General features: G+C 33.1%; 28 protein-coding genes and 1 other RNA gene. 25 read left to right on the top strand and 4 right to left on the bottom strand.

What is annotated here, in order from left to right; translation table 11 throughout:
* Window positions 1-78 precede the first annotated feature (78 nt).
* The 10 genes from MN581_RS02150 (at window position 79) to MN581_RS02105 (ending at window position 8,246) form a co-directional block, all read left to right on the top strand.
* Window positions 79-489 carry an Ohr family peroxiredoxin gene (locus tag MN581_RS02150; protein ID WP_117972887.1) on the top strand — a complete coding sequence of 137 codons (411 nt, stop codon included), beginning with the start codon at window positions 79-81 and terminating at the stop codon, window positions 487-489.
* Window positions 490-1,087: 598 nt separating this feature from the next.
* Window positions 1,088-1,813: a tRNA (adenosine(37)-N6)-threonylcarbamoyltransferase complex dimerization subunit type 1 TsaB gene (gene tsaB / locus MN581_RS02145; protein ID WP_158559426.1), complete on the top strand. Its 726-nt coding sequence runs from the start codon at window positions 1,088-1,090 to the stop codon at window positions 1,811-1,813.
* Between the two features lie 18 nt (window positions 1,814-1,831).
* Window positions 1,832-2,290, top strand: a complete 459-nt coding sequence (gene rimI / locus MN581_RS02140) for a ribosomal protein S18-alanine N-acetyltransferase (protein ID WP_241699086.1) — start codon at window positions 1,832-1,834, stop codon at window positions 2,288-2,290.
* Between the two features lie 10 nt (window positions 2,291-2,300).
* Complete coding sequence (gene rimI / locus MN581_RS02135; protein ID WP_241699085.1) at window positions 2,301-2,729, top strand: ribosomal protein S18-alanine N-acetyltransferase; 429 nt, start codon at window positions 2,301-2,303, stop codon at window positions 2,727-2,729.
* A gap of 11 nt (window positions 2,730-2,740) precedes the next feature.
* Window positions 2,741-3,757, top strand: a complete 1,017-nt coding sequence (tsaD, locus tag MN581_RS02130; RefSeq protein ID WP_241699084.1) for a tRNA (adenosine(37)-N6)-threonylcarbamoyltransferase complex transferase subunit TsaD — start codon at window positions 2,741-2,743, stop codon at window positions 3,755-3,757.
* A gap of 151 nt (window positions 3,758-3,908) precedes the next feature.
* Window positions 3,909-4,724: a glutamate racemase gene (gene racE / locus MN581_RS02125; protein ID WP_117972881.1), complete on the top strand. Its 816-nt coding sequence runs from the start codon at window positions 3,909-3,911 to the stop codon at window positions 4,722-4,724.
* 3 nt (window positions 4,725-4,727) lie between these two features.
* On the top strand, window positions 4,728-6,089 hold the full coding sequence (gene rph, locus MN581_RS02120) for a ribonuclease PH (protein ID WP_117972880.1): 1,362 nt from the start codon (window positions 4,728-4,730) through the stop codon (window positions 6,087-6,089).
* On the top strand, window positions 6,086-6,604 hold the full coding sequence (locus MN581_RS02115; RefSeq protein ID WP_117972879.1) for a metallophosphoesterase: 519 nt from the start codon (window positions 6,086-6,088) through the stop codon (window positions 6,602-6,604). Before rph ends, MN581_RS02115 begins: the two co-directional genes overlap by 4 nt.
* Before the next feature lie 27 nt (window positions 6,605-6,631).
* The gene (gene cbpB / locus MN581_RS02110; protein WP_241699083.1) at window positions 6,632-7,096 is read left to right on the top strand and encodes a cyclic-di-AMP-binding protein CbpB; all 465 of its coding nucleotides are present in this window, start codon (window positions 6,632-6,634) and stop codon (window positions 7,094-7,096) included.
* A 16-nt stretch (window positions 7,097-7,112) separates the two neighbouring features.
* Window positions 7,113-8,246, top strand: a complete 1,134-nt coding sequence (locus MN581_RS02105; RefSeq protein WP_241699082.1) for an N-acetyldiaminopimelate deacetylase — start codon at window positions 7,113-7,115, stop codon at window positions 8,244-8,246.
* Window positions 8,247-8,292: 46 nt separating this feature from the next.
* Here MN581_RS02105 and MN581_RS02100 read toward each other — a convergent pair whose 3' ends face one another.
* Complete coding sequence (locus MN581_RS02100) at window positions 8,293-9,192, bottom strand: mechanosensitive ion channel domain-containing protein (RefSeq protein WP_158559419.1); 900 nt, start codon at window positions 9,190-9,192, stop codon at window positions 8,293-8,295.
* Window positions 9,193-9,313: 121 nt separating this feature from the next.
* Here MN581_RS02100 and MN581_RS02095 point away from each other — a divergent pair, with 121 nt between their 5' ends.
* From MN581_RS02095 to MN581_RS02050, 10 genes are all read left to right on the top strand, one after another.
* Entirely contained in the window at window positions 9,314-9,742 is a 429-nt protein-coding gene (locus MN581_RS02095; RefSeq protein ID WP_117972875.1) for a DUF948 domain-containing protein, read from the top strand.
* A 22-nt stretch (window positions 9,743-9,764) separates the two neighbouring features.
* Complete coding sequence (locus tag MN581_RS02090) at window positions 9,765-10,205, top strand: YtxH domain-containing protein (RefSeq protein WP_117972874.1); 441 nt, start codon at window positions 9,765-9,767, stop codon at window positions 10,203-10,205.
* 285 nt (window positions 10,206-10,490) lie between these two features.
* Complete coding sequence (locus MN581_RS02085) at window positions 10,491-11,069, top strand: MptD family putative ECF transporter S component (RefSeq protein WP_117972873.1); 579 nt, start codon at window positions 10,491-10,493, stop codon at window positions 11,067-11,069.
* A 22-nt stretch (window positions 11,070-11,091) separates the two neighbouring features.
* On the top strand, window positions 11,092-11,796 hold the full coding sequence (locus MN581_RS02080; protein WP_158559414.1) for an energy-coupling factor transporter transmembrane component T: 705 nt from the start codon (window positions 11,092-11,094) through the stop codon (window positions 11,794-11,796).
* Window positions 11,793-13,196 carry an ABC transporter ATP-binding protein gene (locus MN581_RS02075; protein ID WP_241699081.1) on the top strand — a complete coding sequence of 468 codons (1,404 nt, stop codon included), beginning with the start codon at window positions 11,793-11,795 and terminating at the stop codon, window positions 13,194-13,196. Before MN581_RS02080 ends, MN581_RS02075 begins: the two co-directional genes overlap by 4 nt.
* Before the next feature lie 42 nt (window positions 13,197-13,238).
* On the top strand, window positions 13,239-14,297 hold the full coding sequence (locus MN581_RS02070) for a YdcF family protein (RefSeq protein ID WP_233519179.1): 1,059 nt from the start codon (window positions 13,239-13,241) through the stop codon (window positions 14,295-14,297).
* 189 nt (window positions 14,298-14,486) lie between these two features.
* Window positions 14,487-16,205 carry a phospho-sugar mutase gene (locus MN581_RS02065; RefSeq protein WP_241699080.1) on the top strand — a complete coding sequence of 573 codons (1,719 nt, stop codon included), beginning with the start codon at window positions 14,487-14,489 and terminating at the stop codon, window positions 16,203-16,205.
* A gap of 15 nt (window positions 16,206-16,220) precedes the next feature.
* Window positions 16,221-16,523: a metalloregulator ArsR/SmtB family transcription factor gene (locus MN581_RS02060; RefSeq protein ID WP_241699079.1), complete on the top strand. Its 303-nt coding sequence runs from the start codon at window positions 16,221-16,223 to the stop codon at window positions 16,521-16,523.
* Between the two features lie 155 nt (window positions 16,524-16,678).
* Window positions 16,679-17,045, top strand: a transfer-messenger RNA (tmRNA) gene (gene ssrA / locus MN581_RS02055).
* Between the two features lie 141 nt (window positions 17,046-17,186).
* Window positions 17,187-17,405, top strand: coding sequence for a hypothetical protein (locus tag MN581_RS02050; protein WP_117972867.1), 219 nt, complete (start codon window positions 17,187-17,189; stop codon window positions 17,403-17,405).
* Window positions 17,406-17,570: 165 nt separating this feature from the next.
* Here the strand turns inward: MN581_RS02050 and MN581_RS02045 are convergent, their stop codons facing one another.
* The 3 genes from MN581_RS02045 to MN581_RS02035 all read right to left on the bottom strand — a co-directional run bounded on the left by MN581_RS02045 (window position 17,571) and on the right by MN581_RS02035 (window position 19,186).
* Window positions 17,571-17,720, bottom strand: coding sequence for a hypothetical protein (locus MN581_RS02045; RefSeq protein ID WP_199500898.1), 150 nt, complete (start codon window positions 17,718-17,720; stop codon window positions 17,571-17,573).
* A 180-nt stretch (window positions 17,721-17,900) separates the two neighbouring features.
* The gene (yidC, locus tag MN581_RS02040) at window positions 17,901-18,818 is read right to left on the bottom strand and encodes a membrane protein insertase YidC (protein WP_117972866.1); all 918 of its coding nucleotides are present in this window, start codon (window positions 18,816-18,818) and stop codon (window positions 17,901-17,903) included.
* A 92-nt stretch (window positions 18,819-18,910) separates the two neighbouring features.
* Window positions 18,911-19,186 carry an acylphosphatase gene (locus MN581_RS02035; RefSeq protein ID WP_117972865.1) on the bottom strand — a complete coding sequence of 92 codons (276 nt, stop codon included), beginning with the start codon at window positions 19,184-19,186 and terminating at the stop codon, window positions 18,911-18,913.
* A 115-nt stretch (window positions 19,187-19,301) separates the two neighbouring features.
* Between MN581_RS02035 and MN581_RS02030 the strand changes: the two genes are divergently transcribed.
* The 5 genes from MN581_RS02030 (at window position 19,302) to pheT (ending at window position 24,871) form a co-directional block, all read left to right on the top strand.
* Window positions 19,302-20,060: an RNA methyltransferase gene (locus tag MN581_RS02030; RefSeq protein ID WP_117973189.1), complete on the top strand. Its 759-nt coding sequence runs from the start codon at window positions 19,302-19,304 to the stop codon at window positions 20,058-20,060.
* Window positions 20,061-20,176: 116 nt separating this feature from the next.
* Complete coding sequence (locus MN581_RS02025; RefSeq protein WP_117972864.1) at window positions 20,177-20,677, top strand: HD domain-containing protein; 501 nt, start codon at window positions 20,177-20,179, stop codon at window positions 20,675-20,677.
* An 85-nt stretch (window positions 20,678-20,762) separates the two neighbouring features.
* A complete protein-coding gene (locus MN581_RS02020) occupies window positions 20,763-21,089 on the top strand; it encodes a helix-turn-helix domain-containing protein (RefSeq protein ID WP_117972863.1) in 327 nt (108 codons plus the stop codon).
* A gap of 302 nt (window positions 21,090-21,391) precedes the next feature.
* Window positions 21,392-22,438 (top strand): phenylalanine--tRNA ligase subunit alpha, encoded by a 1,047-nt coding sequence (gene pheS / locus MN581_RS02015; protein WP_117972862.1) that lies wholly within the window; start codon window positions 21,392-21,394, stop codon window positions 22,436-22,438.
* A 6-nt stretch (window positions 22,439-22,444) separates the two neighbouring features.
* A complete protein-coding gene (gene pheT, locus MN581_RS02010) occupies window positions 22,445-24,871 on the top strand; it encodes a phenylalanine--tRNA ligase subunit beta (protein WP_117972861.1) in 2,427 nt (808 codons plus the stop codon).
* The last annotated feature ends 75 nt before the right edge of the window (window positions 24,872-24,946 follow it).

Here is a 24,946-nt window from a genome sequence, read left to right as displayed (position 1 = left end):
TATCCTATAGTTCAGTTCGATTATTTGAAAATAATACAACTTTTTTGTAAAATTGATTAATAGATAGGAGGAATAGGTATGTCAAAAAAAATGTCAATTTCAACTGTAGTAAATAGTGGAGGCCGTGAAGGAGAAAGTAAATCTATAACTGGATTTTTAGATTTAAAAACTAGCGGACAAAAAAAGGAAGGTTATACTAATCCAGAAGAATTATTTGCAGCAGGTATCTCTGCTTGTTTTAATGGTGCATTAGAATTTCCTTTGAAGCGTGATGGGTTAGCTGATCATCATCGTGAAATTAGAGCAGAAGTTACGTTACTTGGTGATTTACCTGATGAACACAGTTTACATCTTGAAGTCACTTTAATTGGTAAAATAGACGGTTTATCTAAAGATGATACAATGAAATATCTAAAGGAAACTGAAACCATTTGTCCTTATACAAAGGCAATTAAAGGAAATGTTGATATTACATTACTTGCAGAGTAATATTATGACGTTATTTCATATAGTGTTAACCCCTCGATTATTTTTAATATCGAGGGGGTTTTTTTTATGTTGAGAGAGTTTAATTACCAATTGTGATGATGCTTTTTTTTTTAACTCTGGCTATTTCAATTATTCCTAAAAGAACACTAGCATATATACCTGAACCAATAAAATTTTTATTAATTAAATACTCAATTAGTATTCCAACTAGACTAGCGATACTTAAAATAAAAATGACATGCCAATATGGATGGTTCTTGGCCAATTGTTTATAGTAATTTAACATAAAGTAATCCTATTCTATTTTTATTGTATATTTTAAAGGTAATGATTTAACTTTTATGAAGCCAAACTATAATGTAAAAACATGTATTATCATGTTGCCTAAAAGATATCAATCATACTGGAAGTTTAATAGTTATATGAATGAATCGATACATATCATTTTGACTGCTTTGGTTAGTTGAATCCTTATCTAATCTTCTTATTATCAAAACAAGTAAGAAGACTCTTTTTCTTTTTTATTTCTAAATAACACAAGAAGGTAGTCTTTTATGCTACAATGAAACAGAAAAATAGAAAAAGGATTGGTATAATTATGACAGTACTAGGTATTGATACATCAAATAAAGCGCTAGGTGTCGTACTTGGAGAAGAACAGAATCTCATCTCGTCTTATTACAGTCAAGCAAGTAAAAATCATAGTGAAACATTGATGCCAGCGATTGATTTTTGTGTTCGTGAAAGTCGGTTAGCACCGACAGATATCACTAAAATAATTGTGGCAAAAGGGCCAGGTTCCTATACGGGGTTAAGAATTGGTGTGACAACAGCTAAAACATTAAGTTGGAGCTTGGATGCCTCTTTATATGCTATATCTTCACTTGCTTGTTTAGCAAAAAATATTCAACAAACAACTAAATTAATTGTGCCATTTATGGATGCTAGGCGAGGCTTTTTATATACAGGTGCTTATAAATATGACGGCTCTAAATTAATGAATGTTATTGAAGATCAATATATATCATTTGAAGAGTGGACTAAAATCTTACTAAGTTATGGAGAATCGATTGTTTTTATCGGAGAAGATTTTGGTAAATTACAAAGTTTATTTGAAACATTTTCCCTTGAAGCAGAAATCGAGTTAATCATTCAACCTTCTAATCCAGCTGTTATGTTGGAATTAGAATATCTTATGGAAGAAATAACAGATATCGATGTCTTTGTTCCAACTTATTTGAAAAAAGTTGAAGCAGAAGAAGAATGGTTAAAAAAACAGTATGGGGAAGTTGAAACACAGTCTTACGTTGAACGTTTAAGTTAATCAATGAGGGGTGATGTTATGATTGAAGCGGATTTGGAATTTCAAATAGCCAAAATAACTGACATTATGGCGTTTCAGCAATTATTAAAAAATGTTTACGATGGTGAGTCTCCTTGGAGTACGGCTATTTTGTGGATGGAACTAAGTAAAAAAAAGTATGGTCGGTACATCAAAGCACAATTAAATCATGAATTAGTCGGATTTGGTGGTATTCGGATAGAGTGTGATGATGCTCATGTTACGAATATTGCTGTATTGAAAAATTACCAATTACAAGGTATTGGAACGCAGATTCTTCATCAATTAAGAAAAGAAGCAGTTAAAATGAATTGTTTAACCATGAGTTTAGAAGTAAGAGCATCTAACCATCAAGCCATTTCAGTATATCGAGTATTTGGATTTAAACAAATTGGTGTGAAAGAAAATTATTATATTTCTTCGAATGAAGATGCAATTGAAATGTCTTTAAGACTTTAGGACGTGAGTTATGAATAATAAAAATTTGGCTAGGCAGTTAAAAAAAGTAAGTGATACTATTTTTGAACATGGCAGCCCATGGACTGAATCACAGTTTGAATCACAACTTATGCAAGCAAATACTGAAATCATTTACCATTGTGAAGATGATGAAATGATAGGGTATATTATTTGTCAAAGAGTATTGGATGAAGCTGAATTATTATTGATAGGTGTTATCCCTAGTTATAAACATCGAGGAATTGCAACACAATTGTTGAAAGATATGTGTCAACGATTAAAACAGAAAAAAGTGTCACACTTCTGTTTAGAAGTGAGAGTCAAAAATATAGAAGCAATTTCTTTTTATGATAAACACGGTTTTAAAGAGTTAGGAATACGAAAAAATTATTACAAACACCCAAGTGATGATGCGAAAATAATGCAGTTAGAGATTTAGGAAGTGAAAAAATGGAAAAAAAAGAAATATATATTATTGCAATAGAAAGTAGTTGTGATGAAACAAGCGTTGCTGTTGTTAAAAATGGCAATGATATTTTATCTAATATTGTTGCATCTCAAATAAATAGCCACAAGCGATTTGGTGGAGTGGTTCCAGAAGTCGCTAGTCGTCATCATGTAGAACAAATTATACAGTGTATGTCATTAGCTATAGATGAAGCTAATATCACAGTTTCTGATTTGTCGGCTGTTGCAGTAACTTATGGACCTGGATTAGTAGGGTCTTTATTGATTGGGATTACTGCAGCAAAATCATTTGCATGGGCAAATGATTTACCACTTATTCCCGTTAATCATATGGCTGGTCACATCTATGCAGCTCGCTTTGTGGAAGAGATGACATTTCCTTTAATGGCATTACTTGTAAGTGGTGGACACACTGAACTTGTGTATATGACTGAACATGGTGAATTTGAAGTCATTGGTGAAACACGAGATGATGCAGCAGGAGAAGCTTATGATAAAGTAGGTAGAGTATTAGGATTAACCTATCCTAGTGGAAAAGAAATTGACGAACTAGCTCACAAAGGTCAGGATAATTATCATTTCCCAAGAGGCATGATAAAAGAAGATAATTTTGATTTTAGTTTTAGTGGACTAAAAAGTTCAGTGATTAACCTGGTGCACAATGCCAAACAACGTGAAGAAGTACTTTGTGATGTTGATTTAGCAGCAAGTTTTCAGCAAAGTGTGATTGATGTTTTAGTCGATAAAACTATAAGAGCTTGTAAAGTGTATGATGTGAAGCAATTAATTGTCGCAGGTGGTGTCGCTGCTAACAAGGGGCTTAGAGATACCTTGAAAATTGAATTAGCAAAAGAATTACCAAATGTGACACTAGTTGTGCCACCAATTAGTTTATGTGGAGACAACGCAGCAATGATTGGAGCAGCTGGATTTGTGGAGTATCAAAAACAGCATGTTTCTGATTGGCATTTAAATGCTAAACCAAGTTTAACACTATAATTTGTTAAGAGTAACAGGAAACTGTTACTCTTTTGCGTTAATAAGACAAGATATAATAAAGCATTAAAATTTAACGCTTTAACTTGAATTATCAATGAAATAAAGAGAAAATAGAGGTTGGATGAATTATATAAAGAATGAGGTAGACGTCATGAACAATCAGCCAATCGGTTTTTTGGATTCTGGTGTAGGAGGATTAACAGTTGTAAGAGAAGCATTAAAACAACTACCAAATGAGACACTGTATTACATTGGAGATACTGCTAGATGTCCATATGGACCACGTCCAGTTGAACAAATTAAGGAATTCACATGGGATATGGTTCACTTTTTATTAAAAAAGAATGTCAAAATGATTGTGATTGCATGTAATACTGCAACTGCTGTCGCTTTGGAAGAAATTAAAGAGTCATTAGATATTCCTGTTGTAGGGGTAATAGTCCCAGGATCTCGAGCTGCTTTACGAGAAACGCATAATGGACGTATTGGTGTCATCGGAACGGTTGGAACGATAAATAGTGAAGAATATACCAAAGAAATAAAACGTAAGTCATTAAATGTTAATGTATTAGGGCTTGCTTGCCCAAAATTTGTTCCTATTGTAGAAAGTCATGAGTATCAATCAACTATCGCTAAAAAAGTTGTAGCTGAAACGTTGGAGTATTTTAAGACATCAGACATCGATACGTTAGTAATGGGATGTACTCATTACCCATTATTAAAACCATTTATTAAAGATGTCATGGGAAAAAAGGTTAAATTAATTGATTCAGGAGCTGAAACAATTACTGAAGTGAGTGTGTTACTTGATTATTATGAAATAGCAGCCCTACCAGATACAACATTAAAAGATCACCAATTTTACACAACAGGATCGGTTCGAAACTTTGAAAAAATCAGTTCTGATTGGTTGTCATTAGAAAACATAATAGTAGAACATGTAGATATTACACGTATGGGAGATTAGAAAATGAGACATGATAAACGAAAAAATAATGAAATGAGAAAAGTATCTTTTGTATTAGACTATTTAGATTATCCTGAAGGGTCAGTTTTAGTTAGTTTTGGAAATACAAAGGTTATTGTTAATGCAACGATAGAAAACTCTGTTCCTCCATTTTTAAGAGAGACAGGAACAGGATGGGTAACGGCCGAATATAGTATGTTACCACGAGCAACGCATACTCGAAATAGACGGGAAAGTAGCAAGGGTAAACTAACAGGTCGTACAATGGAAATACAACGATTGATTGGTCGATCACTACGTTCGGTGATTGATTTGAAAAAATTAGGTGAACGCTCGATTGTAATTGATTGCGATGTGATTCAAGCAGATGGAGGTACTAGAACAGCTAGTATTACGGGTGCATTTTTAGCCTTAAAAATGGCAGTAGACACTTTAGTAGAAAGCGGAGAATTAACAGAAAATCCAATTACATCTTACTTGGCTGCGATTAGTGTGGGGTTAAATCACTACGGAGAAGTAATCACAGATTTAGATTATGAAGAAGATTCAGCAGCTCAAGTTGATTGTAATGTTGTGATGACAGAAAAATTAGAATTAATTGAGATTCAAGGGACAGGTGAAGAGGCAACCTTTACAAGAGGAGAGTTGAATCAATTATTAGATTATGCTGAAAAAAGCGTGACAGAACTTATTCGCTTGCAAAAAAATGCGTTAGCGTTAAGAAATGTTGCGAAAAAACAAGAAGCACCTGTTTTGAACAATCATTTATTAATTGCGACAAGAAATGAAGGAAAAGCAAAAGAGTTTGTTGACTTATTTAAATCAAGAGGATACGAGATTAAAACATTACTTGATTATCCAGAAATGGCAGATATTGAAGAAACAGGAAAAACATTTGAAGAAAATGCTCGACTAAAAGCAGAAGGGATTGCTAAAGAGTTACATTGCTTGGTTTTAGCAGATGATTCTGGTTTAAAAGTAGATGCGTTGGGTGGACAACCAGGCGTTTATTCAGCAAGATATGCAGGGGAGAGAAAAAGTGATGCAGCGAATAATGCTAAGTTATTACATGAATTAACTGATATACCAATGAATGAACGTACAGCACAGTTTCATTGTACGCTAGTACTTGCTGAACCAGGAAAAGAAAGTTTGGTGGTATCAGGCGAATTATCAGGTATGATTGGGCGTATTCCACGTGGAAATAATGGGTTTGGTTATGATCCATTATTTATTATTCCAGAAACAGATAAAACCTTAGCAGAAATGACGGCAGATGAAAAAAACAAGATTAGTCATCGAGCAAAGGCTTTACATGAATTGGATAAAAAAATAGATACTTGGTTAGGAGAGAAAAGTAAATGAAATATTTAATTGTGAGTGATAATCATGGTGTGGTATCTTATTTAGAAGATATAAAAGCAAAATGGTTAAATGATGTGGATTATTTTTTTCATTGTGGGGACTCGGAATTATCTCCTAAGGACGATATTTGGTCAACGTTTCATGTTGTGCGTGGAAATTGTGACTATTATCAGGAATACGATACTGTTGAAGTTATAGAGACATCAGAGGATAAAGTTTTATTAACACATGGGCACTTATTTAACGTGAATATGACATTTGATAAATTACTCTATCAGGCTGAAGAAGTACAGGCAAACATCGTATTATATGGACATACACATCAGTTATTTGTGGACATGGTCGATGATATTTTGTTATTAAACCCAGGTAGTATTTCTCAACCACGGGGTAAGTATAGCTATTTAAAGACATATGCTATCATTACACATCAATCAGATGGATATTTAGTTGAATATTATAATGAAAGACATGAATTACAAAAAGAATTAACCCATTTCTTTTTAATGGATTAGTGATTTAAGGTGTATGGAGGAAATGATATGATTGGATCGACCGTAAAAAAATTATTGTTAGAAAATGAAGCAGATTTTTTAATATCCGCAGAAAATGTGGCGACATTAAATGAAATAAATTCACTTGAACATGCTCTACTTGTTTTAACGAAAATAGGGTATTCTCGAGTACCAGTTTTAAATAAAGAAGAACAATTAGTAGGTTTGGTTTCTTTATCCCAAGTAGTTGATCAAATGTTTGGGATAGAAGATTTTGAACCACAAAATTTGTCTGGTAAAAAAGTATCTGATGTAATGGATACCAATGTTTCACCTGCACAATTACCGATAGATTTAGAAAAAACACTTCATTTATTAGTTGATAATAATTTTATTCCTGTTGTGAATAAAGACAATCAATTTATGGGGATCATTACGAGAAAAGAAATATTAAAAGCTGTTAATCATTTGGCACATGAATTAGAAACGGAATATAACGTGATGATGAAATAAGTAAGGGGGGACATATATGGAACGTATTTCAGAAGATGAGTTGATTCGAATTAGAAGAAAGTTACATCAAATACCAGAAATTGGCCTGGAAGAAGAAAAAACTTCGACCTATTTACTAGAAAACATCTATGCATTACCTCAAGATAGATTGATTATTAAAGTACAAGATACTGCTATTATAGTGATTGTTAAGGGGAGAAACCCATCAAAGACGATTGCTTGGCGTACAGATATGGATGCATTACCAATATTAGAAAACACTGATTTAGCATTTCAATCAACACATGAAGGCGTTATGCATGCATGCGGTCATGATTTCCATATGACCATTGCCTTAGGATTATTAAAAAATGTGGTGAATGCCCAATTAAATAATGATGTGGTTTTCTTTTTTCAACCAGCTGAAGAAAATAAAAGTGGTGCTAAAATATATACAGATAATCATTTTTTAGATGTAGCAATGATTGATGAAATCTATGGATTACACGTGAGCCCAACATTACCAGTAGGAAGTGTTTCAACGTGTGTGGGAACATTGTTTGCTGGAGATTGTGGGTTTAGTGCTCGTTTTTACGGAAAAGAAAGCCACGCAGCATTACCTCATGAAGGAAATGATATGATTGTTGCAGTGTCATCGTTTGTTCAACAAATTCAAACTATTGTGAGTCGAAATGTTAATCCAATGGAATCAGCTGTTATTACCTTTGGGCAACTCAATGCTGGTGTTGCGAGCAATGTTTTACCTGGGTCAGCTGATTTAACTGGAACGATTCGAACATTGACACATGAGATGACTGATTTAGTTGTTCAGCGTGTAAAAGATATTGCAAAAGGTATTGAGATTTCCTATCAGTGTAAAGTCGATATTAATTTTGATCAGCTTGGATATGTTCCAGTTGTAAACAATTACTTTACGACAAAAAAATTAATTGATTTTTTTAATGAACAACAAAATATTCTATTTGAAGCAGCCACTCCATTGATGACGGCTGAAGATTTTGGTTATTTATTAAAGCAAATACCAGGGACAATGTTTTGGCTTGGAGTGGACAGCCAATATGGACTACACCATCCATCATTTAATCCTCATGAGTCTGCTTTAATAAAGGGCGTAACACTGATGACTGATTATTTTATATCGCAAGATTAATAATGGTAGAGTCTCCTACCTAATAGTAGAAGACTCTATCACTATGTTATAGTTTAAGGTTAAGCGGTGTAGAAGGAAGTTTTATGCCTGCTTTTGTTAAAGCTTCAATGTAAGCCGTCATCATTTGTGTTTTGACTCCAAATTGAGACCCACTAATAGCATAAACAGTTGAACGAATAGCGAAATAACCATTACCTAAATCAACTAATCCAACAAGGTTAGGCTCAGAACGGATATCGGTTAAATTAATAATTTGTTCTTCATTAATTGATTTCATAATAGCCATTATTTGATCAATATCATCGGTTGGGTTAACTCTGATATCTACTACAACTAATTGATTGCCTCTAGATAAGTTACTAACAATAAGGATTTGGCGATTAGGTATATAGTTCATTGTCCCATTAAAACTTTTAATACGAGTAGTGCGTAGTCCAATATCATTGACAATTCCTTCAATATCATCAATTACAACATGATCACCTACATCTAATTGACGTTCATAAATAATAAAAAATCCTGTTAATACATCATTAATAAACCCTTGTGCTCCAAGACCAATAGCGATACCGGCAATTCCAGCCCCAGCTATTAATGATCCAACAGGGACACCTATAATGGTCAAGAATGAATAGATACCTATGAAAAATAAACTATACTGTACTGCATTGCGGGATAAGGTTCTTAACGTATGCATTCTATTTTCGCTAAAATTATCTTTCTTTTTATTGTTATTCTTAAATGATTTATCAATCACTTTAAATAAGATTTTACGAATAATCGTCAGTAATAGTAAAACGATTAAAATTAAGATAGCCTTATTAATAACCGAAGCAATTATTTTATTCCAGTCAAGTTGATTCAAAAAATGATTGATCCCTCTCACATTTTTTGCAGCCTCATTTAGTACTTCTGGTGTCTGAGAACTTGTTGTTGTTTCTTGCAAAATAAACACTCCTTTCATATCAAGCATTACTTACTATAATAATGTATAAATTGTTGTGAAATCAAGTAGATAATGGTATTCTATTGTTAGTAATTTACAAGAGAGGTAGGAGATGTTTTATATGACAGGGACCGAAGTAGCCGCTATAATAGCAGCTGTAGCGTTTGCAGTATTAGTAGTAGTGCTAGTCATTTTTTTATTGCAATTAAATAAAAATATAACCAAATCAATGGAAAAAGTTAATGGAATTTTAGATGAGGCGGACAAAACTGTCACAGTTTTAACACAAGATGTTGATATACTGTTAAAACAAAGTGAGGATTTATTAGTCATTGGAAATGATTTACTATCTGATGTGACGCAAAAAGTAGAAACAATTGATCCACTATTTCATGCAGTAGCTGATTTAAGTGAAAGCGTATCAGAATTAAACAGTTCAAGCAAAACAATATTATCAAAAGTAGGGGAAGCAAGTAAGACAGCAGCTACTGCAACAGTTGTGGGAAAGGCAGCACAAACAGCTTCTCACTTGTTTAAGAAAAATAAATAGAATAATATTAGGAGGAAATAGCATGTCCAAAAAATCAAGTGGCTTTTTAGCAGGTGCAGTTATTGGAGGAGTAGCAGCAGCAACAGCAGCTCTTTTATTAGCACCAACCAGTGGAAAAAAATTGAGAAAAGATTTAATAGAACAATTAGATGACTTATCTGATGGTAAAGCAAGTGAATTAGTTGATTTAGCTCAAGAAAAAGGGGTTGAATTAGGAGAGTTAGCAAAAGAAAAAACTGCTGAATACCCTTGGGTAGGAGAACAGATTTCCCAATTGAAAGATGATTCTTCTGAGTTATTAGATAATTTTAAAAATCAAACACAAACGTTGAGTGAAGGTTTTCAAACTAATTCTGATAAACTAAAGTCCACTGTAAACCCTATTATAGAAGATGATATTGTGTTAAGTGCTGATGATATTGCATATGATGTAACTGAAGCAATTGATGATAGACAAAAATAGTAGCCAAAGCAACGATGATAACCTTTCGTCGTTGCTTTTTTGTTTCGTTTTATATATTAAAAAAGTTAGTGGCTTGTTATTAAAATATGAGCATTATATGGAAGAATTACAGATTATTATTAATTTAAAGAATGATAAATTATATGATAATCATCTCATGTAAAGATTGGAATAGTTTGTTATTTTAAGAAAAGCTCTGTGAATTTTTTAGTGAAAAAATGTCTCATAATTTTTAACTATGTTATAATGACTAAGTTAAAAAAATTTTTAGGGAGTTTTTATGTTATGAAAAAGTTAAAAGTTCAAGATTTGATTTCTATAGGTGTGTATGCAACAGTCTATTTTTTTACAGTATTTATTGCCACGATGTTGATGCGTTTTACCGTGCCGGTTTTTCATAGTTTGCTTGTTCCGAGCATGTCAGCACTTATTTCTGGCACAATATACCTTATTGTGGTAAATAAAATACCAAAATTTGGTGCAATTACTATTGTTGGGTCTGTTATGGCTGTTTTCTTTTTTGCTTTTGGATACTTTCCGTTAGCGTTCTTACCTAGTTTTTTATTTCCTTTGTTAGCTGACTTTGTTCAAACTAAAACAAAAATAGCAGATAAACCCAAAATAATGTTGAGTTATACTATTTTTAGTTTTGGTTTGACTGGTCCTATTTTACCACTTTGGTTTATGAGAGATGCTTATATAGATTCTTTATTAGCTAAAGGAAAAGATATGACTTATGTTAATAGCGTTTTTGAGGGAGTTAGTACTGCTAGTTTTTTTGTATCAATGATATTAGTCGTGATTACAAGTTTTGTGGGACTTAAAATTGGGCAGATTATTTATAATAAACATTTTGCAAAATAAATAAGTTAGAGGTGGATTGGTTTTGAAAAATAATAGATATATTATATTTGATCCAAGAAGTAAATTAGTGACCGTTATTTTTGCCAGTTTAATCTTAATGTCACGAGCCAATCCATCAATGGAACTTATTTTTATGGTATTTATGACCTGTTTATTGTGTTTGAGTGGTTCGATAAAAAAAGCGATGGTCATATTTATGAGTTATATTGCATTAGTTTTTCTCACAACACAGTTCTTTCATGAGATTACAGGAGTATTATCCGCTATAATCTCATTTATTTTAGTTGTCTATAAAAGTTTGCTTCCACCAGTTGCCGCAGGAATGTTTGCAACACAAAATACCTCTGTAGGTGAGTGGGTAGCTGCTATGAAAAAATGGCATATGCCGAACTTTTTAATTATTCCTTTTATTGTCATTTGTCGTTTTTTTCCGACACTACGTCATGATTTTAAATCAATTAGACAGGCTATGAAATTTAGAGGGATTTATTTATCTTTTTCTCAAGTGGTTAAACATCCTATTCAAACAATGGAATATTTTTTAGTTCCAATTTTAAAGCAAGTTGATTATACAGCTCAAGAATTATCTGCTACAGCACTTGTGCGTGGTTTGGGATATGAAGGCCAGCATACGAGTGTTATCTCGATTAGATTAAAGGTTCAAGACTATTTACTACTGGCAAGTTTATTGGTATTGTTATTAATTGAGGGAGGTGTTATATTATGATTCATTTTGACCATGTTAACCTCTTAAGAGATGATAAAACTGTGTTAAAAGACATTCAGTTATCAATCAATACTGGTGAAGTAGTTGTATTAACTGGAGAAAGTGGCAGTGGGAAAAGCTCGCTTATTAGTCTACTAAATGGTTTAATCCCCGAATTGTACGAAGGTGAAGTAACCGGTGATGCAACTGTATTAGAAACAAGTTTACCACCATTAGATTTTAATCACTATGTAAAAGATATAGGGGTAGTATTTCAAAACCCTAAAACGCAGTTTTTCACTACTTCTGTATTTAGTGAATTGGCTTTTTCAATGGAGAATTATGGAGTACCTGCTAATCAGATTGAGACTCGTATAGATGACATTATAGAATTGTTCAATTTGAGAGAGTTGATAGGAAAAAAAGTAACAGAACTCTCAGGCGGACAAAAGCAGCGGATAGCCTTTGCATCAGCTTGTATGCTACCACATCGTTTGTTTTTATTTGATGAACCGTCTAGCAATCTTGATTATTCAACAATCAAACAACTATCATCTTATTTATCAATTTTAAAGCAACAAGGTTGTACATTAATTATTGCAGAACATCGTCTGTTTTATTTAACACATTTAGCAGATAGATATATTGTGTTAAATAAGGGAAAGGTTTGCTATAATTTACCTTCTGAAGACTTCTATTCACTCTTTCCAACTATTCAGAAAGAGATGGGTTTGCGTACGTTAAATGAGCCAAGTGAATTATTAATAAATAACTATTCTAAAGAAGTAATTCATTCTTCTAAACTTCATATAATGAATCTTAATTTTCATTATAAGCATTCAAATACTATCCTTAGCATAGACGACTTATCGCTTGATACGTCACATATCACGGGATTAATCGGTCAGAATGGTTCTGGAAAAACAACTTTTGTTCAAATATTAACAGGATTGTTATCTGATAATGGTCAAAGATCCAAGTTTTTAATTGATGGTGTACCATTATCTGCTAAAGAACGCCTTAATCGTAGTTTTCTTGTTATGCAAGATGTGAATTTGCAATTATTTTTTGAAACTGTAGAAAAAGAATTATTAGTGCAATCGAAGAGAAAAGAGTTGTTTGATGAAGTTGTTGAGGAATTAAGTTTAGGGTCTTTATTACAGTTACACCCTCAAAACTTGTCTGGTGGTGAAAAACAACGTGTAGCTATAGCCAGTGCTATTTTATCTGGTAAAGAATGGATTATATTAGATGAGCCAACAAGCGGCTTAGACTATCGTCACATGGTTTCTGTTAGCCAATTATTGAAAAAAGTTCAGTCATATGGCTTATTTGTTTTAGTCATCAGTCATGATAATGAATTTTTAACCAAAACAGCGTCACATATTTTACAAATGAAAGATGGTAAAATAGTGAGTTAATTTACCATTTTATGGTGGAAAGGAGTGTCTATCTTGTTAAATATGACCGTATTTTTTTATGTCATTTGTGTTGGAGTTCCACTAGTCTGTTTTTTATATTGGAATTATTTTAGACCAACTAGTTTATGGAATGGCTTTTTCTTTTTAATCTCTTCAGGAATGCTCTATCTATCGTTTATTCTATTATTGGATAAAGTTAATGAAAATATTGCACTTGTCTTTTTAATTCCGGCTATCTTAGTTATTTTATTTTTAAGTGTGTTAGGATTAAGTTCTAGTATCGTTGGATTATTTTGGAACGAAAAAGTTTTATTAAAAAGAGAGGGACGCTCATTTAGTAATTTGGTCCCTTTGATTGTTGCCTTAGGTTTATTAGGTGTTCAGATATTAATATTATTTGTTACGTTTTATTCAGGGAACATTTTTATAACAACATTATTAGGTTTTTTAACTGTAACATTATCCTATCTTATTTTTTTGTTTATTATGTATGGGACAACAGCCATTTTATATAATTATTTTCCCATTACCAAAAAAGTAGATTATATCATTATTTTAGGTGCTGGATTAATTGATGGTGAGCGTGTGACCCCTTTATTAGCTAGTCGAATTGATCGGGGAATAGCGCTGTATGTTAGACAAAAAAGAAAATATGGACATGAACCAACGATTATTTTGTCTGGGGGTAAAGGTTCAGATGAAAAAATATCAGAAGCACAAGCGATGAAAGACTATTTGGATTCATTACCAGTCATTGTAAAAACAGTTTATTTGGAAGAGCAGTCAACAAATACGCAGGAAAATATTAAGTTCTCTGAAAAACTTGCTGGGGTAAGAGATGGCATTAGTGACTTTAAAGATAAACAGGTTGTGATTGCAACCAATAATTATCATTTATTGCGTGCTGGAAAAATAGCAGCACGTTTGGGCGTACAGGCTAGAGGTGTAGGTTCTAAGACAAAACTGTATTATTTACCGGCTGCATTTATTCGTGAATATGTAGGGTATTTAGTGATGACAAAACGAAAACATCTACTTTTCATAGGATTTTTCTTTGTTATTTTTTTATTACAGTTAATAATATATTTTATAGCGAATTAATCTATTGAATTAAGGTCACTTTTAGGAACAGTGTATTAAGATCACTCCTAAAGGATGACCCTTTTTCATCTAATTGATTAAAGAGAAGGTTATTGAAATAAAAAATTGCAAGAGATGACTTTTTATCTTTAGTAAATCAAGGGACATAGTGCTATAATAACAATACGAAAATAATGATGAGGTGACATGATGGATTGGAAAGAAACATATTCAACATGGAAACAATTTAGAGAGTTAGAGACAACTTTAAAAGATAATTTAAATCAATTAGAGAAAAATGAAAACGAATTACAGGAGGCATTTTATGCTCCTCTAGAGTTTGGTACAGCTGGTATGCGAGGAATATTAGGTGTTGGTATTAATCGTATGAACATTTATACCGTTCGACAAGCAGCAAACGGTTTAGCATTATTTATTAGTACATTAGGTGAAGACGCAAAAAAAAGAGGTGTTGCGATTGCGTATGATTCAAGACATCAATCTCCTGAATTTGCGATGGAATCAGCTAAGACTTTAGCTAGTCACGGCATCAAATCATATGTATTTGATAGTTTAAGACCGACGCCTGAATTATCATTTGCTGTACGTTATTTTGGCTGTGTAGCTGGAATTATGATTACTGCCAGTCATAATCCTGCCAATTATAATGGATTTAAAGTGTATGGTGAAGACGGGGCTCAAATGCCACCACAAGATGCCGATAAGGTGACTGAATTTGTTCGTAGTGTGGCAAATCCACTTGAAATAGAAATCATTGATGATAGCCAGTCAAACGATTTTATCACTATAATTGGTAAAGAAGTAGACGATAGTTATTTGAAAGACATATTAACTGTTACCATTGATGATGAATTAATTAATAGAAGCGGTTCAAAATTAAATATGGTCTTTACTCCACTTCATGGGACAGGCAAAATGCTAGGTGAGCGTGCCTTATCACAAATTGGCTTTACAAATGTTTCATTAGTAGAAGAGCAAGCGATTGCGGATCCAAATTTTACTACTGTAACATCTCCTAACCCAGAAGAATTATCTGCTTTTGAATATGCTATTCGTTTGGGTGAAGAATTAGCAGCTGACTTATTAGTGGCCACTGATCCAGATGCGGATCGATTGGGAGCAGCAGTAAAACTGCCAAATGGCGAGTATCGTGTGTTGACTGGAAATCAATTAGCCAGTTTAATGGTTCATTATATTTTAACTAAAAAAAACGAGAAACAAGAATTACCTGAGAACGGTCTAGTCTTAAAATCAATTGTTTCGAGCGAATTACCAACACGTATTTGTGAAAAATATGACGTTGAAATGAAAAATGTTTTGACTGGTTTTAAATTTATTGCGGAACAAATTAAAGAAGCCCAAAGAACACAATCAAATGAATTTCTGTTTGGTTTTGAAGAAAGTTATGGTTATTTAGTCAAACCATTTGTTCGTGATAAAGATGCGATTCAAGCATTGGTTTTATTAGCAGAGATGGCGACTTACTACATGGAAAAAAATCAAACATTATATGATGCTTTATTAGAAATCTACAAAGAATTTGGTTATTTTAAAGAAAAAACCATTTCAGTAACAAAATCAGGGATGGAAGGATTAAAAGAAATTACTCGCTTGATGCAAGACATTCGAAATAACTTACCAACCTCATTTGGTGGGATTAAAGTAAACTTCACGGAAGATTATTCTGTTGGTAAAAGAATGCTTTCTGATGGTAAAATAGAATTGCTAGATTTGCCAAATGCTAATGTTCTAAAATTCTTTTTAGAAGATGGTAGCTGGATTGCGATTAGACCTTCTGGAACGGAACCAAAAATTAAGTTTTATATTGGTGCTGTCGATGAAACGCAAGAAGCTGTTGACAATAAAATGGATAGATTTGGTGAAGAGCTAGCAAAATATCGTGATTAAGGGGGAGTTATCGATATGAAAGAATTAAATCCTCAAACGATTCAACAAACAAGTCGTTTTTTTAAAACAATCGGAGATTCTACTCGTTTAAAAATTCTTGTAGCACTATCTGAAAAAGAAATGAATGTTAGTAGTATTACTGAATTTTTAGATATGGAGCAATCTGCTGTTTCTCATCAATTAAAATTGTTACGAGAAAATCATTTGGTGAAATCACGTAAAGAGGGAAAAAGTGTGGTGTATTGTTTGGATGATAAGCACGTGAAAAGTATCTTAACACAAACATTTGACCATATGAACCACATAAATCATGACTAAATTCATAAGTCTTAAAGGTCGATTGCTTTAAGGCTTAGTTTTTATGTGTAGCAATTAGCATTGTGTTTCTTTGTTCAATACAGTGATTCAATTTTAGTTGTTGGATAATTGAAAACAGTGTAAAGTTATGTTATACTAGCTTAGTTAATAAATAAGGGGGCGTTACGGATTCGACAGGCATAGTTTGAGCTTGAATTGCGCTTCGTAGGTTACGTCTACGTTAAAACGTTACAGTTAAATATAACTGCTAAAAACGAAAACAATACTTTTGCCTTAGCTGCCTAAAAACAGCGGGTAAAGATCCTCTTGGCATCGCCCATGTGCTCAAGTAAGGGTCTCAAATTGAGTGGGATACGCTAAATTTTTCCGTCTGTAAAATTTAGAAGAGATTACCAGACTAGCGAAAGTCACGGCCTGTTATTCGGCAGAGACTTGAGTGAAACTCAAATAGGATAACTATGAGCGTAGATGTTTAAGTGGCAATATGTTTGGACGCGGGTTCGACTCCCGCCGCCTCCATTCCAATAATAAGATAAGACTGTTTAAACCTTGATGTATCAATGATATGTCAGAGTTTAGCAGTCTTATTTTTGGTTTCTTTTTTTATAAAAAACTCCTTTTTTAAAAGTGTGCTATAATAAAAGAAGAAGGGATTGATTTAATTTGTCTAAAGGATTAGTTTCTATAGGTTCGATTATTGATTACCCTACCGTTCACGAGAAACATGTTATTGGTAAAGTAGAATTGATTTTAAAAAATACCGTTGTTGTGAGGGATAGGTTTGAGGATACTCATCTCGTTCTGATTAAAACGCTAGAAGAGGACGGGATGACAGTAGATGATGAAACCTATGTGTACAAGAATAGGTATAGTCGAAGTTAAGTTAGTTAAACCACTTAGAATTGTGGTTTTTATTTTTGTTTTTTTATAGAGAAAATAAAATTTGTCTCTCTTTTTATGCAATAAAATAAGCATTTACCATTAATAGTTATTAAAAGGTAAATGCTCTTCAGTACGAACTGGTGTCATCCATTAGGTCGTTACTCCTTATGCAATTTTTTGTAATTCATGTACTGCGTTTTGAATAGTAGTACCAGTAGCCAATTTAGTTTCATCATCTTTTAGAAAAACGATAAATAAGTTTAACTCAGTGTCTAAAGTTACACGGTACTCTATTGTAGTGTTATTGAATGTCATATAGCATTCTCCTTTCTTAATCGTAACGAAAGGCAACTAAAACGTTCATAACGAAATTCCATTTATAAGTATATCATTTAAAAAGTATCATTGCAACTAATAGTTTAAAGAAAAAGATCATTAATAGAGTAACGTATAAAAAAACTGATGAAAAACAGGAAGTTTTCATCAGTTCTAGTCTTATTTTTTATTTTGTTTGCCTTGATTACGTCCACCGTTATTTGTAGTAATCTTATTTTTCGGTGTATTCTGTTTTGTTGGTGTTGGCTTAACAGCTGATTTAACCACTTTCACTGGATTTTTTTCAAAATGTTCAGCAATTTCTTTTTTTACTTTTGGTTTATGATATAGGTTAGTAATCAATGATTGGATGCAACTAAAGATACCACCAATAACCCAATACAATGTCACACCAGCAGGAGCTTTGAATGAGAAGAAAATAATCATAAGAGGAGACAGATACGTCATCATTCGCATTTGTTTTCTCTGTTCATCACTCATCCCAATCATACTGATGTAACTTTGTAAAAAGTAACTAATACCAGCTAATGCCACTAAAATTAAACTAGGTTTCCCTAAATTTATTCCAAAGAACACAGATTCAGAAATACCAGGTGTCACTTTTGCAGCAAAGAATAGTGCTGTAAAAATTGGCATTTGTATCAATAAGGGTAGACACCCAATTCCTCCCATAATATTGATATCATTATCTTTATAAAATTGTTGTAGTTCTTGTTGTGCTGCCATTTTTTCTTCTGGTGATGTGGCAGTTTTCATACGTTCATTAATAACATCCATATGCGGTTTGATCGCTGCCATTTTTTCTTGTTGAATCATTGATTTTTTCATTTGGCTTAAACCAAGTGGTAAAATGATTAATCGAACGATCATCGTTAATAAGATAATTGACCAACCAAATCCTAATCCCCAATTCTCTGCAAAGAAGGTAATCAAATGACTCATGGGTTTTACTAATACATTATAGACGAATCCCTCGCCTGTAGGAGCACCTGTTGAGTCGGTCTTTACACATCCGGATAAAAAGATTAATAATCCAAACAGTCCAGAACCAATCATCCAACGTTTTAAATTTTTCATTTATTTCTTCCTTTACTATAATCTTCATAAATCTACACAAGCATTACTATATCGAATTTTTCGCTATAATTCAATTATTTTATAGAAATAATTTAAGAATAAACAACGTTAAATTGATGATGCTCTTTAAAACTTGGCTCAAAATCAATCGAGTAGTTTGTTACGTTTCCCATCGGAGCAGGTGATTTTTTTACTTCTTCAATAAATTGTTGAACAGCTAATTTATCTCCGTTCGCCTCGATGTAAACACCACCGTCATCTAAATTACGGACAATTCCATAAACCCCTAACTCATCAGCGACTATCTTTGTCATATAACGAAACGCGACACCTTGAACTCGACCATGAACAATCATAGAAATTTTCATTTAATCACTTCCTTTGTGTTTTTTTATTCTATTATACAATTTTTAATGATAAAGGGGTTAAACAAATAAAAAATCTGATATAATGAATCCAGAATTGAGAGGAATGAATATAGATATGAAGCGAATCGAGTCTTTGACTAATCAATGGGTAAAAGAAACCAAGAAATTACATAAAAAGAAGTATCGTGATATAACCAATCAATATATTTTAGAAGGAGAGCATTCTGTTCAGGAAGCTTTAGAAAATAATGGGTTGATTGATTGCGTGATTACAACTGATGATGGATTATTAAAATATAAGTCTATTCTATCAAAGGTATCAGAGGAACAATTGGTTGTTGTAACTGATGGGATATTAAAGCAACTATCTGAATTACCAACACCACAAGAAATTATCGCGATTATGAAAAAGTCAGAAGAATTAACAGGATTTGGGGAAAAAATCTTAGTTTTAGATCATGTGCAAGATCCTGGAAATGTGGGAACGATGATCCGAACAGCAGATGCAGCTGGTTTTGATCAAGTTATATTAAGTGAAGGATGCGTAGATGTCTATCAATCAAAAGTGCAACGAGCATTACAAGGCAGTCAATTTCATGTATCTATTGTGACTAATGTTGCGTTAGATAAATGGATAGTACAGGCAAAAATGCGACATATTTTAACAGTTGCAACAGCATTAGATGATACTGCGATGTCTTTTAAAGAATTAAAGCTAACAGAATCAATTGCTATTATTATGGGGAATGAAGGCCAAGGCGTGTCACAGGAAGTCTTATCACAAGTTGATAAAAAAGTGTACATTCCAATGAAAGGACAAGCAGAGTCGTTAAATGTCGCAGTTGCTGCTGGGATTGTTATGTTTCACTTTTAAATTATTATAAATTTATTAAAGTCATGTTTTTTGATATGTTTTTTAAAAAATAACTGATATATTGTTATCATGAAACGATTGATAAAGTTATTGTTTAAGAAAGAAAGTGATAGTAAATGTCGTTAAATTGGCAAGAAGATACTGCTTACTTAGAACTTGTTGAAGATTTAATTTATACAGATGACGTTCAAAGTTTAAAAAAATACACACAACATCATTACTCAAATCGTTTAGAACATTCGATTCAAGTATCTTATAAGAGTTACAAACTCGCAAAAAAATGGGGTGGAAATGTTAGGGCGACTGCTCGAGCAGGCTTACTTCATGATTTATTTTTCTATGATTGGCGTGAACAAAAAATGGGCGAAGGCACACATGCTTATGTTCATCCGCGTATTGCTTTAGAAAATGCCAAAAAATTAACAGATATCTCACCATTAGAAGAAGATATCATTATTAAGCATATGTTTGGTGCGACAATTGCACCACCTAAATATAAAGAAAGCTATATTGTCACACTGGTTGATAAATATTGTGCCTGTGAAGAAGTTATTAAACCATTGTTTAAAAAAGTAAAATTAAAAGCCGCTGAGTATTCTAAAGTGGTACATTTGTAAGCTGACAGATAGTATTTGTCAGCTTATTGTTTTATACTAGAAGATATCGTATAAAAATTGATAGTTGATGGTGAGGAGGCAGTTTATGAATTCTTGTGAGAAAAGACAATTTGAACTTTGTCCAAAATTTGAAAAAACATTTGATATGTTAGGTAAAAAATGGAATGGTTTGATTATTGATGTATTACTAGAGGATGGCACACAGCGATTTGTTGAGTTAGCTAATAAAATACCAGATGTTAGTGACCGAGTGTTGGTTGAGCGATTGAAAGAATTGGAAGAAAAGGGAATTATAACACGAGATGAACACCCTATAGAAAAAAAACGCATTGATTATTCTTTAACTGAAAAAGGAGAAGCGTTACGTTCTGTTATGAATGAAGTTCAAAGCTGGGGAGAAAAATGGATGTAAGAATCATCTTGACGGACCATTTTATTTCTTGTACACTTTAGATATATAGTAAAAAACGTTTACGGAAACGAGTAATTTAGTATTTTTCTCGCTCAGGGAGGTTTGTCAAAGACTGAAAGCAAACTGTGGAAAATCTAGACGAAGTTCACTTCCTTAGTTGTTTGGTTATCAAACCGGTGATTATTATCATCGTTAACAAATAAAGATGCTTTTAGCATAAAAATTGGATGGTACCACGAGACATCGTTCCTTTTCATTAAGGAATGATGTCTTTTTTGTTGGATTAAGAAAGGATGAAACAAATGGAAATCAAAGAAAGATTGGAATCACTACGTAAAGATTTTATTGAAAAGATTGCGCAAGTGGAAACATTAGACCATTTAAATAACATACGGGTTGAGGTAATGGGAAAAAAAGGAAGTATGACAGAAATACTTCGTGGAATGAAAGATTTATCAAATGAAGAGCGACCAGTTGTCGGAAGTTTGGCTAATGAAATTAGAGATGTATTATCCACACAAATAGATGAGAAAAAACAAGAACTTGAAGAAGAAGCACTTAATCAGGCGTTATTAAATGAAACGATTGATGTGACTTTACCGGGTAAAGTATCAAGTACTGGTACACCACATATCTTAACGCAAGTGATGCAAGAAATTGAAGATGTTTTTTTAGGTCTAGGTTATGAAATTATTGAAGGCTACGAAGTTGAAAAAGATTACTACAACTTTGAGAGAATGAACTTACCTAAAGATCACCCAGCTCGTGATATGCAAGATTCCTTTTATATTACAGATGATATGTTATTACGTACGCATACCTCACCTATTCAAGCACGTACGATGGAAAAACATGATTTTTCAAAAGCACCACTTCGTATGATTAGTCCAGGGAAAGTTTACCGACGTGATAGTGATGATGCCACTCACAGTCATCAATTCCATCAAATTGAAGGATTAGTTGTTGATAAACATATCACAATGGCAGACTTAAAAGGAACGCTTGAAGTGTTACTTAAAAAATTATTCGGGGAAGATCGTCATATCCGTCTAAGACCAAGTTACTTCCCATTTACAGAGCCATCAGTTGAGGTGGATATTAGCTGTTTCAAATGTGGTGGTAAAGGCTGTAACGTATGTAAACACACTGGTTGGATTGAAATTCTTGGAGCAGGCATTGTGCATCCAAGCGTTCTTGAAATGTCAGGCATTGATTCAAGTGAATACAGTGGATTTGCTTTTGGATTAGGACCTGATAGAGTCGCAATGTTAAAATATGGTGTCAATGATATCCGTTATTTCTATCAAAATGACGTCAGATTCTTAGAACAATTTAAGGTAAAGGGGTAGAGATAAATGTTAGTATCATATAAATGGTTACAAGAATTAGTTGATGTAAAAGATATTGATGTAAATCAATTAGCAGATAAAATGTCTCGTTCAGGTATTGAAGTAGAAGATGTGACGATCCCTGAAGAAGGACTGAAAAAAATTGTTGTTGGAGACGTTAAAGAATGTGTTCCTCATCCAGATAGTGATCACCTATCAATTTGCCAAGTAGATGTTGGCGAAGAAGAGTTGTATCAAATTGTTTGTGGTGCGCCAAATATCACGGCAGGAAAAAAAGTGATTGTGGCTTTACCAAATTCACGTATTACTGGAAATGTCAAAATTAAAAAAGGTAAAATGCGTGGTGAAGTGTCATTAGGTATGATTTGTTCATTACAAGAATTAGGTTATTCAGACAGTGTGGTGCCAAAAGAATACGCTGAAGGGATTTATTTCTTACCAGAAGATGCAGTACCAGGTCAACCAGTATTCCCATATTTGGAAATGGATGATGCGATTATTGAATTATCTGTCACACCAAACAGAGCCGATGCTTTAAGCATGCTAGGGGTGGCTTATGAAGTAGCCGCGATTTATGACAAAGATATCACGTTACCAACTGTGACAATCAATGAAAATCCAGATGAACCAGTTGAAAGTTATGTATCAATCAGATTGGAAGATGAAGAAGATGTGCCATCTTATGGTATGAAAATCATTAAAGATGTCACAATTAAAGAAAGCCCAATGTGGTTACAAACTCGTTTGATGAATGAAGGCATTCGCCCGATTAATAATATTGTCGACGTAACAAACTATACCTTATTATTATTTGGTCAACCACAACATGCGTTTGATTATGATAAACTTGATTCAAAAGAAATCTACGTTCGCCGTGCAACAGACAAGGAAGAGTTGACAACCTTAGACGGAGTTGAAAGAGAATTAACTACTGAAGATTTAGTGATTACAAATGGTAAAAAAGCCATCGCTTTAGCTGGTGTAATGGGTGGAGAAAATACTGAAATCACAAATAATACCACAACGATTGCATTAGAAACAGCTGTTTTCAACCCAACTCGCGTTCGTCGTACAGCAAGAAGACTAGCTTTATCAAGTGAATCGAGCCGTCGCTTTGAACGTGGAATTAATTGGTCTGTGATTCGTCAAGCTAGTGAATTTTCTGCCAACTTAATCGCTGAACTTGGTGGTGGTACGATTGTGACAGGTGAAGCTCTTGTTGAATCAAGTGTTCCAACAGAACCAACTGTTTCCATCACCTTAGAGAAAATCAATCGTTCATTAGGAACTGAGTTATCAGCAATGGATGTAGAAAAAATCTTCTTACAATTAGGATTTGATGTGTCATTAAGTGGTAAAACATTTGATGTGACAATCCCATTAAGACGATGGGACATTAAGATTCCAGCTGATTTGATTGAAGAAGTTGCTCGTATTTACGGCTATGACAACTTACCATCTACTTTGCCAAGTGGTGCCTCATTACCAGGTAAATTATCATTTAAACAACAAATGACTCGTCATATTAGATCATTATTAGCAGGAAAAGGATTAACTGAAGCGATTAGCTATGCGTTAATGTCCCCTGAATCAGCTGTTCAATTTAAACTAGATACGAAAAATTCAGAAGACATTGTTGAACTTGATTTTCCAATGAGTGAAGAACATTCAGTCTTACGTCAAAGTTTAATTAATGGCTTACTTAAAGATGTTTCTTATAATGTCGCGAGAAAAGCAAATGGTGTAGCATTTTACGAAATAGGTCATGTCTTTAATTGGTATGATAAATCAGATTTACCGAAAGAAACAACTCATTTAGGTATGGCGATGACAGGTGTTTCTCGTAAAAAAGACTGGAAAGAATCACAAGAAGTAGTTGATTTTTATACAATGAAAGGTATTGTTGAATCATTAATTAGCTTCTTAGGACTTGAACATGAAGTGGTTTATCAACCAAATCAAACACTAAAAGAGATGCATCCAGGACGCACAGCAGATATTTTAGTAGGTGAAACTCGCGTTGGATTTGTTGGACAAATCCATCCTAAACTTTCTAAAGATATGGATTTAAAAGAAACATATGTTGTTGAAATTGACTTAGATAAATTATTTGAATTTGTTCCAGAAGATAATGTTTATAAAGAAGTTGGTAAATACCCATCAATTAAACGTGATATTGCCTTGTTAGTGGACGAAGCAGTGACATATCAACAAATTGTGGACGTTATTGAAGCAAATGGTGGTAAAAACTTAAGATCTATTCATCTGTTTGATTTATTCAAAGGAGAAAAATTGGGTAAAGGGAAAAAATCTCTTGCTTACTCTCTTGTATTCCAAAATGACGACTCAACTTTAGTTGAAGACGAAGTGGTTTCTGTTATGAAGAAGATAGAAAAAGCGTTAGTTAATGAGTTAAACATTGAATTCAGATAATATAAAAACAATTAGTATGTGATAATAATCATGTGCTAATTGTTTTTTTATTTAAAAGGACAGAAAAACAAATAA

The organism is Vagococcus sp. CY53-2 (assembly GCF_022604695.1).
GTDB lineage: Bacteria > Bacillota > Bacilli > Lactobacillales > Vagococcaceae > Vagococcus.
The sequence above is the reverse complement of the archived record's forward strand: the minus strand, read 5'-3'. Positions and strand labels throughout refer to the sequence as shown.

Coding starts and splice junctions, on each gene's coding strand:
- MN581_RS02090 (WP_117972874.1), top strand. CDS start 9,765: ATGTCCAAAAAATCAAGTGGCTTTTTAGCAGGTGCAGTTATTGGAGGA.
- racE (WP_117972881.1), top strand. CDS start 3,909: ATGAACAATCAGCCAATCGGTTTTTTGGATTCTGGTGTAGGAGGATTA.
- MN581_RS02085 (WP_117972873.1), top strand. CDS start 10,491: ATGAAAAAGTTAAAAGTTCAAGATTTGATTTCTATAGGTGTGTATGCA.
- MN581_RS02075 (WP_241699081.1), top strand. CDS start 11,793: ATGATTCATTTTGACCATGTTAACCTCTTAAGAGATGATAAAACTGTG.
- MN581_RS02070 (WP_233519179.1), top strand. CDS start 13,239: ATGACCGTATTTTTTTATGTCATTTGTGTTGGAGTTCCACTAGTCTGT.
- MN581_RS02150 (WP_117972887.1), top strand. CDS start 79: ATGTCAAAAAAAATGTCAATTTCAACTGTAGTAAATAGTGGAGGCCGT.
- rph (WP_117972880.1), top strand. CDS start 4,728: ATGAGACATGATAAACGAAAAAATAATGAAATGAGAAAAGTATCTTTT.
- MN581_RS02020 (WP_117972863.1), top strand. CDS start 20,763: ATGAATTCTTGTGAGAAAAGACAATTTGAACTTTGTCCAAAATTTGAA.
- rimI (WP_241699085.1), top strand. CDS start 2,301: ATGAATAATAAAAATTTGGCTAGGCAGTTAAAAAAAGTAAGTGATACT.
- MN581_RS02095 (WP_117972875.1), top strand. CDS start 9,314: ATGACAGGGACCGAAGTAGCCGCTATAATAGCAGCTGTAGCGTTTGCA.
- MN581_RS02030 (WP_117973189.1), top strand. CDS start 19,302: ATGAAGCGAATCGAGTCTTTGACTAATCAATGGGTAAAAGAAACCAAG.
- MN581_RS02060 (WP_241699079.1), top strand. CDS start 16,221: ATGAAAGAATTAAATCCTCAAACGATTCAACAAACAAGTCGTTTTTTT.
- MN581_RS02045 (WP_199500898.1), bottom strand. CDS start 17,720: ATGACATTCAATAACACTACAATAGAGTACCGTGTAACTTTAGACACT.
- tsaB (WP_158559426.1), top strand. CDS start 1,088: ATGACAGTACTAGGTATTGATACATCAAATAAAGCGCTAGGTGTCGTA.
- MN581_RS02105 (WP_241699082.1), top strand. CDS start 7,113: ATGGAACGTATTTCAGAAGATGAGTTGATTCGAATTAGAAGAAAGTTA.
- cbpB (WP_241699083.1), top strand. CDS start 6,632: ATGATTGGATCGACCGTAAAAAAATTATTGTTAGAAAATGAAGCAGAT.
- MN581_RS02025 (WP_117972864.1), top strand. CDS start 20,177: ATGTCGTTAAATTGGCAAGAAGATACTGCTTACTTAGAACTTGTTGAA.
- MN581_RS02035 (WP_117972865.1), bottom strand. CDS start 19,186: ATGAAAATTTCTATGATTGTTCATGGTCGAGTTCAAGGTGTCGCGTTT.
- rimI (WP_241699086.1), top strand. CDS start 1,832: ATGATTGAAGCGGATTTGGAATTTCAAATAGCCAAAATAACTGACATT.
- pheS (WP_117972862.1), top strand. CDS start 21,392: ATGGAAATCAAAGAAAGATTGGAATCACTACGTAAAGATTTTATTGAA.
- tsaD (WP_241699084.1), top strand. CDS start 2,741: ATGGAAAAAAAAGAAATATATATTATTGCAATAGAAAGTAGTTGTGAT.
- pheT (WP_117972861.1), top strand. CDS start 22,445: ATGTTAGTATCATATAAATGGTTACAAGAATTAGTTGATGTAAAAGAT.
- MN581_RS02065 (WP_241699080.1), top strand. CDS start 14,487: ATGGATTGGAAAGAAACATATTCAACATGGAAACAATTTAGAGAGTTA.
- yidC (WP_117972866.1), bottom strand. CDS start 18,818: ATGAAAAATTTAAAACGTTGGATGATTGGTTCTGGACTGTTTGGATTA.
- MN581_RS02115 (WP_117972879.1), top strand. CDS start 6,086: ATGAAATATTTAATTGTGAGTGATAATCATGGTGTGGTATCTTATTTA.